The 13,440-nt window shown below is 58.1% G+C and carries 15 protein-coding genes; 14 read left to right on the top strand and 1 reads right to left on the bottom strand.

Annotation, left to right across the window (positions count from 1 at the left end; genetic code table 11):
• Position 1: 1 nt before the first annotated feature.
• Together rpsK and LC094_RS19470 are read left to right on the top strand one after the other, a co-directional pair.
• Positions 2 to 394 (top strand): 30S ribosomal protein S11, encoded by a 393-nt coding sequence (rpsK, locus tag LC094_RS19475; protein WP_167601452.1) that lies wholly within the window; start codon positions 2 to 4, stop codon positions 392 to 394.
• A 123-nt stretch (positions 395 to 517) separates the two neighbouring features.
• On the top strand, positions 518 to 1,534 hold the full coding sequence (locus LC094_RS19470; protein WP_167601453.1) for a DNA-directed RNA polymerase subunit alpha: 1,017 nt from the start codon (positions 518 to 520) through the stop codon (positions 1,532 to 1,534).
• A 52-nt stretch (positions 1,535 to 1,586) separates the two neighbouring features.
• Here LC094_RS19470 and LC094_RS19465 read toward each other — a convergent pair whose 3' ends face one another.
• Positions 1,587 to 2,204, bottom strand: a complete 618-nt coding sequence (locus LC094_RS19465) for a hypothetical protein (RefSeq protein ID WP_226554459.1) — start codon at positions 2,202 to 2,204, stop codon at positions 1,587 to 1,589.
• A gap of 306 nt (positions 2,205 to 2,510) precedes the next feature.
• Here LC094_RS19465 and rplQ point away from each other — a divergent pair, with 306 nt between their 5' ends.
• From rplQ to LC094_RS19405, 12 genes are all read left to right on the top strand, one after another.
• Positions 2,511 to 2,939 carry a 50S ribosomal protein L17 gene (rplQ, locus tag LC094_RS19460; RefSeq protein ID WP_226554458.1) on the top strand — a complete coding sequence of 143 codons (429 nt, stop codon included), beginning with the start codon at positions 2,511 to 2,513 and terminating at the stop codon, positions 2,937 to 2,939.
• 241 nt (positions 2,940 to 3,180) lie between these two features.
• On the top strand, positions 3,181 to 3,792 hold the full coding sequence (locus LC094_RS19455; protein WP_226554457.1) for an autoinducer binding domain-containing protein: 612 nt from the start codon (positions 3,181 to 3,183) through the stop codon (positions 3,790 to 3,792).
• Positions 3,793 to 3,846: 54 nt separating this feature from the next.
• On the top strand, positions 3,847 to 4,434 hold the full coding sequence (locus tag LC094_RS19450) for an acyl-homoserine-lactone synthase (RefSeq protein WP_226554456.1): 588 nt from the start codon (positions 3,847 to 3,849) through the stop codon (positions 4,432 to 4,434).
• An 89-nt stretch (positions 4,435 to 4,523) separates the two neighbouring features.
• Positions 4,524 to 5,849 (top strand): replication-associated recombination protein A, encoded by a 1,326-nt coding sequence (locus LC094_RS19445; protein WP_226554455.1) that lies wholly within the window; start codon positions 4,524 to 4,526, stop codon positions 5,847 to 5,849.
• 48 nt (positions 5,850 to 5,897) lie between these two features.
• Positions 5,898 to 6,272 carry a fluoride efflux transporter CrcB gene (crcB, locus tag LC094_RS19440; RefSeq protein WP_226554454.1) on the top strand — a complete coding sequence of 125 codons (375 nt, stop codon included), beginning with the start codon at positions 5,898 to 5,900 and terminating at the stop codon, positions 6,270 to 6,272.
• On the top strand, positions 6,269 to 7,318 hold the full coding sequence (locus tag LC094_RS19435) for an RluA family pseudouridine synthase (RefSeq protein WP_226554453.1): 1,050 nt from the start codon (positions 6,269 to 6,271) through the stop codon (positions 7,316 to 7,318). Before crcB ends, LC094_RS19435 begins: the two co-directional genes overlap by 4 nt.
• The gene (locus LC094_RS19430; protein ID WP_226554452.1) at positions 7,315 to 7,983 is read left to right on the top strand and encodes an HAD-IA family hydrolase; all 669 of its coding nucleotides are present in this window, start codon (positions 7,315 to 7,317) and stop codon (positions 7,981 to 7,983) included. Before LC094_RS19435 ends, LC094_RS19430 begins: the two co-directional genes overlap by 4 nt.
• A 3-nt stretch (positions 7,984 to 7,986) precedes the next feature.
• On the top strand, positions 7,987 to 8,694 hold the full coding sequence (locus LC094_RS19425; protein WP_226554451.1) for an ATP12 family chaperone protein: 708 nt from the start codon (positions 7,987 to 7,989) through the stop codon (positions 8,692 to 8,694).
• Positions 8,695 to 8,924: 230 nt separating this feature from the next.
• Positions 8,925 to 9,950 (top strand): amino acid ABC transporter substrate-binding protein, encoded by a 1,026-nt coding sequence (locus LC094_RS19420; RefSeq protein ID WP_226554450.1) that lies wholly within the window; start codon positions 8,925 to 8,927, stop codon positions 9,948 to 9,950.
• Between the two features lie 138 nt (positions 9,951 to 10,088).
• Complete coding sequence (locus tag LC094_RS19415) at positions 10,089 to 11,309, top strand: amino acid ABC transporter permease (protein WP_226554449.1); 1,221 nt, start codon at positions 10,089 to 10,091, stop codon at positions 11,307 to 11,309.
• Between the two features lies 1 nt (position 11,310).
• Positions 11,311 to 12,621, top strand: a complete 1,311-nt coding sequence (locus LC094_RS19410) for an amino acid ABC transporter permease (RefSeq protein ID WP_226554448.1) — start codon at positions 11,311 to 11,313, stop codon at positions 12,619 to 12,621.
• A gap of 14 nt (positions 12,622 to 12,635) precedes the next feature.
• Complete coding sequence (locus LC094_RS19405; protein ID WP_319003311.1) at positions 12,636 to 13,424, top strand: amino acid ABC transporter ATP-binding protein; 789 nt, start codon at positions 12,636 to 12,638, stop codon at positions 13,422 to 13,424.
• Positions 13,425 to 13,440 lie beyond the last annotated feature (16 nt).

The following is a 13,440-nucleotide window of genomic DNA, read 5'->3' as shown; positions in this document are numbered from 1 at the left end:
AATGGCACGCGATACCCGTCGTACGACAAAGAAGAAGGCTTCCAAGAACATCGCCGCAGGCGTTGCTCACGTGAACTCCACCTTCAACAACACCAAAATCCTGATCTCCGACGTGCAAGGCAATGCGATCTCCTGGTCGTCCGCTGGCACCATGGGCTTCAAAGGCTCCCGGAAATCCACGCCCTACGCCGCTCAGATGGCTGCTGAGGACGCTGGTAAAAAAGCTCAGGATCACGGCGTGAAAACCCTCGAAGTCGAAGTTCAGGGCCCCGGCTCTGGCCGTGAGTCCGCTCTGCGCGCTCTGGCCGCTATCGGCTTCAACATCACGTCCATCCGCGACGTGACCCCGATTGCACACAACGGCTGCCGCCCGCCGAAGCGTCGCCGCGTGTAATCGACTGTATAAATTTCGGATCGCGGGTCTTCGTGCCCGCGGTCCTTTTGTGCGTTTTAGAGACCCCTCGGGCGTTCTTTCGCTTTAGGACATGGGCGTTAGAACAAGAATGGAGGCACCAGCATGATCCACAAAAATTGGGCCGAGCTCATTAAACCGCAACAGCTTGACGTCAAGCCGGGCAATGAACCCGCGCGTCAGGCCACCCTCGTTGCCGAACCGCTTGAGCGCGGCTTTGGTCTGACGCTGGGCAACGCGCTGCGTCGCGTGTTGATGTCGTCGCTTCAGGGCGCGGCCATCACCTCCGTCCAGATCGACAACGTTCTGCATGAATTCTCGTCTGTTGCTGGTGTGCGTGAAGACGTCACCGACATCATTCTGAACCTCAAAGGCGTGTCCCTGCGCATGGAAGTCGAAGGGCCGAAGCGTCTTTCCATCTCCGCCAAGGGTCCGATGGTTGTCACCGCCGGTGACATCTCTGAATCCGCTGGCATTGAGGTTCTGAACAAGGATCACGTGATCTGCCACCTCGACGATGGCGCCGATCTGTTCATGGAACTGACAGTGAACACCGGCAAAGGTTACGTCTCCGCCGACAAGAACAAACCGGAAGATGCGCCGATCGGCCTGATCCCGGTCGACGCGATCTATTCGCCGGTCAAGAAAGTGTCCTACGACGTGCAGCCGACCCGTGAAGGTCAGGTGCTCGACTATGACAAGCTGACGATGAAAATCGAAACCGACGGCTCCGTGACCCCGGAAGACGCCGTGGCCTTTGCTGCGCGCATCCTTCAGGATCAGCTGGGCATCTTCGTGAACTTCGACGAGCCGGAATCGGCTGGTCGTCAGGAAGAAGACGATGGTCTCGAGTTCAACCCGCTGCTTCTCAAGAAAGTGGACGAGCTGGAACTGTCTGTCCGGTCCGCGAACTGCCTCAAGAACGACAACATCGTTTACATCGGCGATCTCATCCAGAAAACCGAAGCCGAGATGCTCCGCACCCCGAACTTCGGTCGCAAGTCGCTCAACGAGATCAAAGAGGTTCTGTCCGGCATGGGCCTGCACCTCGGCATGGATGTCGAAGAGTGGCCGCCTGAGAACATCGAAGACCTGGCGAAGAAATTCGAAGACCAGTTCTGAGTTTTTTTCGGACAGAATAAAAAAAGGGGGGGAGTGGATGCTCCTCCCCTTTTTACATGAATGTGAGCGCATCGTCTTGGGGGAGGCGGTTATGGATGACCTCGAGAGTTTGCGTCGTTTCCGGTCTCGCGGCGATCAGGTTCCGCCGACCCAGATCTGATAGCCCTCCGTGAGTGAGGCGATCTTGTGGAAGCTTATGTTTGTAATCATTCTTGGTGCGCGGGACATCACCAGTTGTGAGGCAAAGCGTCTTTGACAAAGCGAGCATATCTTCGGAGAGCCGATGTGTGCGAAGGACATGTGTGCGCCCTGCTGGCAAAGCCAATGCGGCGAGTGGTGGCACATACCATCCGAGGTCGAAAGCCATATGAAGCTGACTTTGCGTCATCGCAAATTGAGTTGCGTCGCGCCGCGCATGTTGGCTTGAAGACAGGGCTTCAGCGAGATCGTTTGCCGTCTTAAACCTGTCGTAAATCTTTTGCCAAACCCGATTTTTTAGATCGCGACCGGTTCCATCGCGGCTTTTTGAATGCAAATCCCACTCGAACGCTGAGATAAAGCGATCGACGGGATCACGCAGGAGGAGAACAAATTGATCTTGAGGGCGGGGGGGCGAAAATACATTGCTGAAGGCGTATATTCGCATCGCCAACATGATAGGCGATGACATTTGCTCCTGAGCCTTTCAAAGCGTCAAGCGCCGACTCTCCTCCGCATTTTCCGACGTGAATGAAATGAATAATCACCGGGCTATGAGATCCTCTATATGAACGATGGCGGAGAATAGTTAACCGATTGGTGCGATGCAGGAAACAGGGTAGAGCAGGAGTATATTTTGCTCCATTCGTCTTGCAAATAAGGTTTACAAGAGCGTTTTAAGGCACTAAGGGGACGCATCCGGGCATTCGCCCCAAGGAGAGTCGGTGACACGCATCGCCGACCAGACAAAGTAAAAACCTGAATTAGGAGAAATACAATGCGTCACGCTAAAGGTTACCGCCGCCTGAACCGGACCCACGAACACCGCAAAGCGATGTTCTCCAACATGGCTGGCTCGCTCATCGAGCACGAACAAATCAAAACCACGCTGCCGAAAGCCAAAGAGCTTAAGCGCATCATGGACAAGCTGATCACGCTCGGCAAACGTGGCGATCTTCACGCCCGTCGTCAGGCTGCCGCTCAGCTGAAACAAGACAAAGACGTCGCCAAACTCTTCGAAATTCTCGGCCCGCGTTATGCCGAGCGCGCCGGTGGTTACACCCGCGTTCTGAAAGCCGGCTTCCGCTACGGCGATATGGCTCCGATGGCGATCATCGAGCTCGTGGACCGCGACCCGGCCGCCAAAGGCGCCGCTGATCGTGCCCGCCTTGAGGCCGAAGACGCTGCTCTGGCTGCCGAAGACTGATCTTTCAGTCTCTACCGGATCGAATACGAAAGCCCCGCTGAAGAGCGGGGCTTTTTCGTTGGGACAGGGCGAGGCGGAAGGGGGCGGGGAAACGCGTAAAAACGGGGCAAATTGCCGTTGTTTTCTGTCACTTTTTACCAGTTGTTCTATTTGGGCTTCCCAAAAGTGACTCTGTGGTTTAAATCTTAGATTAGTGATCGCCTATAGGTTGTCACACCTTTCGTAAGAGAATGTATTTTCAATGTCTGACACTACGGAACTGAATCGCCAGTTTGCTCAACTCCGAGCCATGTCGCCCGCCGGGTATTCCGCTGGGCTGCATATTCGTTTCGCTGCCCCAATTGTTTCTGAGGCAAATTACGATCCGAAATGGCTCGAACACTATGCAGTGAACGCTTACGCGCTGAGGGACCCGATGATCGCATGGGGATTGTCTTGCGAAGGGGCAATAAGGTGGAGCGAAATAGAACTCCCCGATCCATTCAAAATATGGAGGCAGGCCGCCGAATTCGGCCTGAACTTTGGTGTTGCCGTGTCCTGTGGACCGGTTCAGTCGAGATCAATCGTCGGATGTGCAAGGTCTGACCGCGAGTTTACCGATCAGGAAATCAGTAAAATCGCCACGATCGTGCGCACCCTGCATGAAATTTCAGAACCTCAAACAGATTTGACGCAGGCGCAAATTCAGGCCCTCCGGTGCATCGCAGGCGGTGATCGTCATGCAGCAGCCGCGGCCAAGCTCGGGATTTCTGAAAGCGCGCTCAAAGCGCGACTTGTCTCTGCCCGAGAACGTCTCATGGCCCGGACCACCTCAGAGGCCATTCAAAAAGCCAAGGAGATCAAGCTGCTATGACGGTACTCGCTCCTGCGTTGCGTTGAAGAAATCAACCAACACCGGAGACGTACCATGCAAACGACCACGCTTTCTTTTGCTAATCTGCACAACCATGGCGATCTTTTCGCCAACATGCTTCGCGCAAGACACGAAACGTTCATTCAGCACGCGAAGTGGGATTTGCCCCAGGCAGACGGCATGGAATATGACCAGTATGATACTCCCGCATCCCGTTGGATCGCGGTTCACGAGTTTGGCGAAGTGTTGGCCGGTATCCGTTTGACTCCCACGACCACGAAATGTGGCATCTATTCCTATATGATCCGCGATGCTCAACGCGGACTTTTGGAGAGTATCCCGACAAATCTTTTGTTCGAAGAGGCGCCGGTGGCGCAGCATGTCTGGGAATCCAGCCGGATTTTCGTGTCGCCGCGCGTGCCTGCGAAACAACGGATGCGGGTCCAGATGAGCCTGATTGGTGAAATGACCAATTCGGCGCGCGAACTTGGCGCGACCTCGGTCATTTGTTTGATCCCTGAAAATGGCAACCGCTGGGGCCGTCGTGTTGGGCTCGACATCGACGTGATCGGTCCAGTGATGGACATCGGCGGTGCGCGCAACGCCTGTATGCGGATCAATCTCATCAACAAACTGCACTGACACGATGCTTGGGAAATCGGGGCCGAAACGCTGCCTGTTCGGCCCCGAAACCTCTTTCGCCCGCCTGAATGGCGGCGTAATCTCCGGCCATGGCTGACCTGTTTTCAAAAGATGATCCCGCCCCGGACCCGAGCACCGCGCACCGCCCTTTGGCGGACCGTTTGCGCCCGAAGCATCTGTCCGAAGTCATTGGCCAGCAACAGGTGCTGGGCCCTGATGCGCCTTTGGGCGTGATGCTGGCCTCTGGCTCGCTGTCCTCGATCATCTTCTGGGGGCCGCCCGGTGTGGGCAAGACCACCATCGCGCGTCTTCTGGCCGATGAAACCGACCTGCATTTCGTGCAAATCTCCGCGATTTTCTCCGGTGTCCCCGAGCTGCGCAAAGTTTTCGAGGCCGCGAAACTGCGGCGCGGGAACGGGCAGGGCACGCTTTTGTTCGTCGACGAGATTCATCGCTTCAACAAGGCGCAGCAGGACAGTTTCCTGCCGCATATGGAAGACGGCACCATCCTGCTTGTGGGCGCCACAACTGAGAATCCCTCTTTCGAGTTGAACGCCGCTGTGCTCTCACGCTCGCAGGTCATGGTGCTGACGCGGCTCACGCCAGAGGATTTGGATCAGCTGGCGCAGCGCGCGGAGCATGAGCTTGGCAAGACGCTTCCTCTGACCGAGGCCGCGCGGCGCGCGCTCTTTGAGATGGCTGATGGCGACGGGCGCACGCTCTTGAACCTGATCGAACAGATCGCCGCGTGGAAAGTGGTCGATCCGCTGGACCCGGAGCAGCTTGGCAAACGGTTGATGCGCCGTGCTGCGAAATACGACAAATCGGGTGACGAGCATTACAACCTGATATCCGCGCTGCATAAATCCGTGCGCGGATCGGACCCGGACGCCGCGCTTTATTGGTTCAACCGGATGCTGGAGGGCGGCGAAGACCCGCGCTATCTCGCGCGGCGTCTGTTGCGGATGGCGATCGAAGACATCCAGCTCGCCGATCCGCAAGCCCATACCGTGGCACTTCATGCCTGGGAAAGCTACGAACGTTTGGGCTCGCCCGAAGGCGAATTGGCTCTGGCGCAGGCGGTGGTCTATCTGGCGTTGGCGCCCAAATCCAACGCGGTCTACACGGCCTTCAAAGCCGCGCGCGAAGCCGCCCGCAAAACCGGGTCGGAACCGCCACCAAAACATATCCTGAATGCCCCGACGAAACTCATGTCCGAACAGGGCTATGGCGCGGGCTATGCCTATGATCACGACGCTGAGGATGCATTCTCCGGGCAGAACTATTTCCCCGACACCTTGCCCCGGACACAGTTCTACAAACCGGTGGAGCGCGGCTTTGAACGCGACCTGTCAAAACGCGTTGCCTACTTTGAAAAACTGCGGGCCGAGCGCAAAAACTCCGGCAAAACTTGACATTTCGCGCCTTGCCCCGCATGGCAGGGTCTGAGACGGAGACACGCAATGGCACCTTTGATACAAGTCGCACTGGGCGGCGCCCTCGGCGCCTCGGCGCGCTATTTGTCGGGATTGGGGATGACCCATCTTTTCGGCAAGAGTTTCCCTTGGAACACGATGTTCGTGAATTTCCTCGGCTCATTTCTCATGGGCGTGCTTGTGGTGGTGCTGGCGCATGAAAACGGCAACCGTTTCGCGCCCTTGTTGATGACTGGCCTGCTGGGCGGGTTCACCACCTATTCGGCCTTTTCCCTCGATACGATGACCATTTTCGAACGCGGCGACTACGGGATCGCCGCCGCCTATGTCATCGGTACGCTTTTCCTCGCCCTTGGCGGCATCGCCCTCGGCCTTTATTCCGCACGGAGTTTCTACGCATGAGCCGGGTTCAGACGATCACCATCGAAGAGGATCAACCGGAGCAGCGCCTTGATCGCTGGTTCCGCAAAATGTTTCCGCAGGTGACCCAGGGCAATATCGAAAAGATGTGCCGCAAGGGCGAGATCCGCGTCGATGGCGCGCGGGCGAAATCCAACACGCGGGTGGGGCCGGGTATGGAAATCCGTGTGCCGCCGCTGCCGGATGAGAATGCGCCGAAACCGAAGCGCGATACCACGAATATCTCGGCGGCGGACGCCAAGATGATGCGCGATGCGGTGATCTATCAGGATGAGCATATCATCGTCATCAACAAACCGGCAGGGCTGCCGACACAGGGCGGCTCGAAACAGACGCGCCATGTCGATGGGCTGTCTGCCGCACTTCAGGGCGAATTCCCGGAAAAACCGCGCCTCGTACACCGGCTCGACAAGGACACTTCGGGCGTGCTGGCCTTGGCGCGGACGCCGGCGATGGCCTCGAAACTGACCGAAGCCTTCCGTCACAAGAACACGCGCAAAATCTACTGGGCCTTGGTTGCGGGCGTGCCGACGCCCTATCTTGGCGAGATCAAATACGGTCTGGTGAAGGCGCGCGGTCGTGGCAAATCGGGCGAGGGCGAAAAGATGATCGCCGTCCACCCGCGCGACATCGACGCGACCGAAGGCGCGAAACGTGCGCATACGCTTTACGCCACGCTCTACCGGGTTGGTGCGCGGGCATCTTGGGTCGCGATGGAGCCGATCACCGGCCGCACCCACCAGCTTCGTGCGCATATGGCGGAGATCGGGCATCCGATCATCGGCGATGGAAAATATGGCGGCTCCGGGCAGGAGAACCTCGGCGATGGCTGGGGCGCGCAATTGGGCGGCATCATCTCGAAGAAACTGCACCTGCACGCGCGCAGCCTGACCTTTGAACACCCGGCGACCCGCAAGGTGATCACCGTAACCGCGCCCTTGCCGGAGCATATGGAGCACAGTTGGGAGACCTTTGGCTGGACCGAGGATTTGGCTGCCGACGATCCCTTTGAGGAGCTTCGTGGATGAAGCTTGTCATTTTTGACGTAGACGGCACGCTCGTCGACAGTCAGGCACATATTGTGCTGTCCATGGCGGAGGCCTTCGAGGCGGCTGGCCTTGTGACGCCGACACGTGACGCGATCCTGTCGATTGTCGGCCTGTCCCTGCCGCTTGCGATGCGCGAACTGGCGCCTGAGGCCGATGAGGCCATGCTGTCGCGGATGGTCGAGGCCTATAAAGACGCCTTTCAACAGCACCGTTTGGCGCAGGGCGCCGCCGCCTCGCCGCTTTATCCCGGCGCCGAAGAGGCCATTCGACGCCTTGGCGCGCGGGACGATCTTTATTTGGCGATTGCGACCGGAAAGAGCCGTCGCGGCTTGGATGCGCTGATGCAAGAATGGGACTTCGCCGATCTCTTCATGTCGACGCAAAGCGCGGACGATCACCCGTCGAAACCGCATCCTTCAATGGTGCTGACCTGTCTGATGGACTGCGGTGTCGCGGCAGAAGATGCGGTTGTGATCGGCGACACGACCTATGACATGGAAATGGCGCGCGCGGCGCGGGTGCGGGGCATCGGCGTGCGCTGGGGCTATCATGGCAAAGAGGCGCTTTTGAGCGCGGGCGCGGTCACGGTGCTGGATCATTTCGACCAGCTCGACGGCGCGCTTGATGAGAATTGGAAAGGCTAAAACGTGGCAGAGTGGGCAGCGAAACGGTTCTGGAAAGACACGGTTGTGGCAGAGGCGCAGGAGGGCTTTGAGGTGCATCTCGATGGTCGTCCGGTGCGCACGCCTGCGAAGGTGCCGCTGATCCTGCCGACCCGTGCGCTGGCCGATCTTGTCGCGGCGGAATGGGAGGCGCAGGACGGCGTGATCGACCCGAACACCATGCCCGCGACTCGTGGCGCCAATGCGGCGATCGACAAGGTGTCGATCCAGCACGCTGAGGTGGCGGATATGCTGGCGGATTATGGCGACAGCGATCTTTTGTGCTACCGCGCCGCGCATCCGCAGGAACTGGTCGCCCGCCAAGCCGATCTCTGGGACCCGCTGCTCGATTGGGCAGAAGGCGCGCTTGGGGCGCGGCTGGAGACGCGGACGGGCATCATGCATGCACCGCAATCTGCCTCCGCTCTGGCGATTCTGCGCGACAAGACCCACGGGTTCACCGCCTTTGAACTGGCCGCTTTTCATGACCTCGTCAGCCTCTCGGGCTCTTTGATTTTGGGCTTTGCCGTGACGGAGGGGCATCTTGACGCTGAGGAAGCCTGGCGGCTCTCGCGCGTCGATGAGGATTACCAGATCGAGCAATGGGGCGAGGATGAAGAGGCCGCTGAGGCCGCTGAAATCAAGCGCCAAAGCTTTGTTCAGGCGGCTTTGTTTTACCGCGTGGTCAATTAAAGGGCGCTTGCAGCCGCTGGGCGTTTAATTCCCGCGCATTCCTGCGAGCAATTTGATCAAACGCCGCGTAACCATGCTGAAACGTGATCGTGGTCTTGACGTTCTGGAATGAATCCTCCCAAACTAAGCTCATTGAAAGGGCAATTGCTCATTTCGATATCGCCCCCGGCCCAACAGGGAGGGTCGGAGAAGAAGCGCCGCAAACGGCGCACTATCAGGAAGAGGTAAACATGAAAAAATCCGTTTTTCTTGGCGCGCTGACGCTGGCAGGTCTGGCTGCCGGCACTGCGATGGCTCAAGATTCCTCCACGCTGGCTGCCGTGAAAGAGCGTGGCGTTCTGAAATGCGGCGTGAACCCGGGCACTCCGGGCTTTGCTGCTCCGGATGCAAACGGCAAATTCGTTGGCTTTGACGTGGATGTCTGCCGGGCTGTGGCTGCTGCTGTGCTGGGCGATTCCGAAGCCGTGGAATACACGCCGCTGACCTCCGCCGTGCGCTTTACCGCGCTGGCGTCCGGCGAAGTGGACATGCTGGCCCGCAACACCACCTGGACCTTCTCGCGTGACGTCGACCTGAAGAACACCTTCGTCGGCGTGAACTACTATGACGGTCAGGGCTTCATGGTGCCGAAAGATCTCGGCGTGTCCTCCGCGAAAGAGCTGGGCGGCGCGACCGTCTGTATCGAAACCGGCACCACGACCGAGCTCAACCTTGCTGACTATTTCCGTGTGAACAACATGGAATACGAGCCGGTTCCGGTCGAAAGCTTTACCGAAGCTCAGACGCAGTTCCTTGCCGGTGCTTGCGACGTCTACACCACCGACGCCTCCGCTCTGGCCGCCTCGCGCGCGTCCTTCGAGAACCCGGAAGGCTATGTCGTTCTGCCGGAGATTATCTCCAAAGAGCCGCTCGGCCCGCTCGTGCGTCATGGCGATGACAACTGGGGCGACATCGTGCGCTGGTCTTTGAACGCCATGGTCGCGGCCGAAGAATACGGCGTGACCTCCGCAAACGCGGCAGAACTGGCCAATGGCACTGAAAACCCGGAGATCAACCGTCTTCTGGGTGTCGAAGGTGAACTGGGCGCGATGCTTGGTCTCGACAACGCCTGGGCTCTGAACATCCTGACTCAGGTTGGCAACTATGGCGAAAGCTTCGAGAAGAACATCGGTGAGAACACCCCGGTGGGTCTGGCTCGCGGCCTCAATGCCCAGTGGACCGAAGGCGGCCTGATCTACTCGCCGCCCTTCCGCTAAGACTGACAAAAGGGAAGGGCGCGGATCACACTCCGCGCCCTTTGCCTTTCTGGCTCTGCTCACTTCAAGACCATCAAAAATGCGAACGGAAAAATCCGGGCGGCAGTGGGGCTATATCTAAACAGGGGACCGTCACTCATGACGACAGCGACAAACACGCCGGAAGACCATGGCTTTCGGCTGAGCCAGCTGATCTATGACACGCGGTATCGTTCGATCACCATTCAGGTGATTGCGATGCTGGCGTTCATGTTGATCGCGGCATTTCTCATTCGCAACACGATCATCAACCTTTCGGCTTTGGGTAAGGACATCGATTTCGGTTTCCTGTTCAATCGTGCGGCCTATGACATCAACCAACAAATCATTCCTTACACCTCTGACGATCCGCATTGGCGGGCGACATTGGTGGGGCTTCTCAACACGCTTCTGATTGCCGTTCTGGGCTGTATCCTTGCGACGATCATCGGGGTCATCGCGGGGGTTCTGCGCCTCTCCAAAAACTGGCTGACGGCGCGGATCATGACCTTTTACGTCGAGAGCTTCCGCAACATTCCGGTGCTTTTGTGGATTCTCGCCTTCATGGCCGTGCTGTCCGAAGCCTTGCCCGCGCCGCGCGCCTTTCGGGGCGAAGATCCGGCGGCCTCCATGTGGCTTTGGGACAGTGTGGCGGTGACCAATCGTGGCACCTATATCCCGGCGCCCGTTTGGGGCGATGGATCGCTTTTTGTGATCATCACTTTCCTTTTGTCGCTTCTGGGCATCTGGGCGTTCGGCAAATATTCCCAACGTCGCTTTGAGACGACCGGGCAAATCCTGCCGAATTTCTGGATCAAGCTGGCGATCTTTTTCGTGCCCTCGATCCTCGTCTATTTCGTGATGGGTCGTCCGATCACCCTGTCGTACCCGGAGCTGAAAGGCTTTAACTTCGGCGGTGGTCTTCACATGCGCAACTCGATGCTGGCTTTGTGGCTGGCGCTGAGTTTCTACACCGGGTCTTTCATCGCCGAAATCGTGCGCTCCGGCATCCTTGCCATTTCCAAGGGTCAGACCGAGGCCGCTTTCGCACTCGGCCTGCGCCCGTCGCGGACGATGAACCTAGTGATCCTGCCGCAGGCGCTTCGGGTCATCATCCCGCCGCTGATCTCGCAATATCTGAACCTGACGAAGAACTCTTCGCTGGCTCTGGCCGTGGGCTATATGGACCTCCGGTCCACGTTGGGTGGCACCACGCTCAACACCACGGGGCGGGAGTTGGAGTGTATGCTCTTGATGATGCTGATTTATTTGATCGTCAGCCTGCTCATCTCGTCGGGCATGAACGTCTACAACAAATCCGTCAGACTGAAGGAGCGCTGAGATGAGCAACACAAACTCCCTCTCATATGTGCGCAAGGAGATGCTGGAACAGCAGCCTGCGCCACGCTCTCAGGTCGGGTTTACACGCTGGGTCCGCGAGAACCTGTTCTCCGGTTGGTTCAATTCCATCCTGACGATTGTGTCGATTTTCGTGATCTACAAAATCCTCGCCGGAACACTTCCATGGCTTTTCGGTGGCGTCTGGGATGCGACCTCTCTGGAGCAATGCCGCACCATCCTCACTGAGCGCTTCGGCAACACCCATTACGCCTGTTGGGCGGTTCTGACGGAACGCTGGAACCAGCTGCTCTACGGGTTCTACCCGGAGACGCAATACTGGCGCGCCAATTTGGCCTTCGTCTTGATGCTGGCCTCTCTGGCGCCGGTGCTCTTCGACAAAGTGCCGCGCAAGATGCTCTATCTCACCATGGCCTTCCCCTTCCTGCTCGTGTGGCTGGTCTGGGGCGGCACGATTTGGGGTGTGACCTCGGTCGCTGTCGGTTTCATCCTCGGTGGCGTAGCGTTCAAGCTTGTGGATCGTTTCGGCTCCATGGCGCTCTCGACGATTGCCGCTGTTGCCGTCGCCCTGATCTGGTGGCTGTTCATCGGCCCGTCGGTGGTCGGGGGCCTCAATGCCGTCGCACCCCTGGGCCATTTGCAAGAGGTCCAGAGCCGCGACTTGGGTGGCTTCATGATCTGTGTGATCATCGGCATCTCCGGCATCGCGCTCTCGCTGCCCATCGGCATCATCTTGGCGCTTGGCCGTCAGTCGGACCTGTTCATCGTGAAAACCATCTGTGTGGGGTTCATCGAGTTCATCCGCGGCGTGCCGCTCATCACCCTTCTGTTCACCGCCTCGCTGTTGTTGAACTACTTCCTGCCTCCGGGCACGACGTTTGACCTGACGCTACGGGTGATCATCATGGTGACGCTCTTCTCGTCGGCTTACATGGCCGAGGTGATCCGGGGCGGTCTCGCCGCTCTGCCGAAAGGCCAATACGAGGCAGCCGATGCGCTCGGTCTCGACTACTGGAAGGCACAGCGCCTGATCATCATGCCGCAGGCGTTGAAAATCTCCATTCCGGGCATCGTGAACACCTTTATCGGCCTGTTCAAAGACACCACGCTGGTGATGTTCATCGGCATCTACGACATGCTGGGTCTTTCCAACGCCATCCGCGCCAACGCGGCGTGGAACGGCATCTATTGGGAGCTGTTCATCTTCATCGGCTTGGTCTTTTGGATCTGCTGTTTCGCCATGTCGCAATATTCTCAGTGGCTGGAGCGCAAGCTCCGCACCGATCATCGTTAAGAAAGGAGACGACCATGTCTCAAGCTGTCGAACGTCACATTGACCGTTCCAACATGACCGTCTCCGATGAGGTGGCCATTCAGATCACGAATATGAACAAATGGTACGGCGAATTTCACGTTCTCCGTGACATCAACTTGACCGTGAACCGGGGCGAACGGATTGTCATCGCGGGGCCGTCGGGCTCCGGTAAATCCACGATGATCCGGTGCATCAACCGGCTCGAAGAGCACCAGCAGGGCAAGATCATCGTCGATGGGACCGAGTTGACCTCGGACCTGAAAAATATCGACAAGATCCGCTCGGAAGTCGGCATGTGCTTTCAGCACTTCAACCTCTTCCCGCATTTGACCATTCTGGAAAACTGCACGCTGGCGCCGATGTGGGTGCGCAAGACGCCGAAACGCGAAGCCGAAGAGATCGCGATGCATTTCCTTGAAAAGGTGAAAATCCCGGATCAGGCGCATAAATACCCCGGCATGCTGTCGGGTGGTCAGCAACAGCGTGTGGCCATCGCCCGCTCGCTCTGCATGAAACCTCGGATCATGCTCTTTGACGAACCGACCTCGGCGCTCGACCCGGAGATGATCAAGGAGGTGCTCGACACCATGATCGAGCTGGCGGAAGAGGGGATGACCATGCTCTGCGTGACCCACGAGATGGGCTTTGCCCGTCAGGTGGCGAACCGCGTGATCTTCATGGATCAGGGCCAGATCGTGGAACAGAACGAGCCGGAAGAGTTCTTCAACAACCCGAAATCGGAGCGCACGAAGCTGTTCCTGTCGCAGATTCTCGGTCATTGAGAGCGGTCATCAGACC

Source organism: Celeribacter naphthalenivorans (assembly GCF_020524585.1).
GTDB lineage: Bacteria > Pseudomonadota > Alphaproteobacteria > Rhodobacterales > Rhodobacteraceae > Celeribacter > Celeribacter naphthalenivorans.
This window is presented reverse-complemented; position numbering and strand designations above follow the sequence as displayed.

Bases quoted from the DNA above. Each gene is read 5' to 3' on its own strand.
- rpsK (WP_167601452.1), top strand. From the start codon at position 2: ATGGCACGCGATACCCGTCGTACGACAAAGAAGAAGGCTTCCAAGAAC.
- LC094_RS19470 (WP_167601453.1), top strand. From the start codon at position 518: ATGATCCACAAAAATTGGGCCGAGCTCATTAAACCGCAACAGCTTGAC.
- LC094_RS19465 (WP_226554459.1), bottom strand. From the start codon at position 2,204: ATGTCATCGCCTATCATGTTGGCGATGCGAATATACGCCTTCAGCAAT.
- rplQ (WP_226554458.1), top strand. From the start codon at position 2,511: ATGCGTCACGCTAAAGGTTACCGCCGCCTGAACCGGACCCACGAACAC.
- LC094_RS19455 (WP_226554457.1), top strand. From the start codon at position 3,181: ATGTCTGACACTACGGAACTGAATCGCCAGTTTGCTCAACTCCGAGCC.
- LC094_RS19450 (WP_226554456.1), top strand. From the start codon at position 3,847: ATGCAAACGACCACGCTTTCTTTTGCTAATCTGCACAACCATGGCGAT.
- LC094_RS19445 (WP_226554455.1), top strand. From the start codon at position 4,524: ATGGCTGACCTGTTTTCAAAAGATGATCCCGCCCCGGACCCGAGCACC.
- crcB (WP_226554454.1), top strand. From the start codon at position 5,898: ATGGCACCTTTGATACAAGTCGCACTGGGCGGCGCCCTCGGCGCCTCG.
- LC094_RS19435 (WP_226554453.1), top strand. From the start codon at position 6,269: ATGAGCCGGGTTCAGACGATCACCATCGAAGAGGATCAACCGGAGCAG.
- LC094_RS19430 (WP_226554452.1), top strand. From the start codon at position 7,315: ATGAAGCTTGTCATTTTTGACGTAGACGGCACGCTCGTCGACAGTCAG.
- LC094_RS19420 (WP_226554450.1), top strand. From the start codon at position 8,925: ATGAAAAAATCCGTTTTTCTTGGCGCGCTGACGCTGGCAGGTCTGGCT.
- LC094_RS19415 (WP_226554449.1), top strand. From the start codon at position 10,089: ATGACGACAGCGACAAACACGCCGGAAGACCATGGCTTTCGGCTGAGC.
- LC094_RS19410 (WP_226554448.1), top strand. From the start codon at position 11,311: ATGAGCAACACAAACTCCCTCTCATATGTGCGCAAGGAGATGCTGGAA.
- LC094_RS19405 (WP_319003311.1), top strand. From the start codon at position 12,636: ATGTCTCAAGCTGTCGAACGTCACATTGACCGTTCCAACATGACCGTC.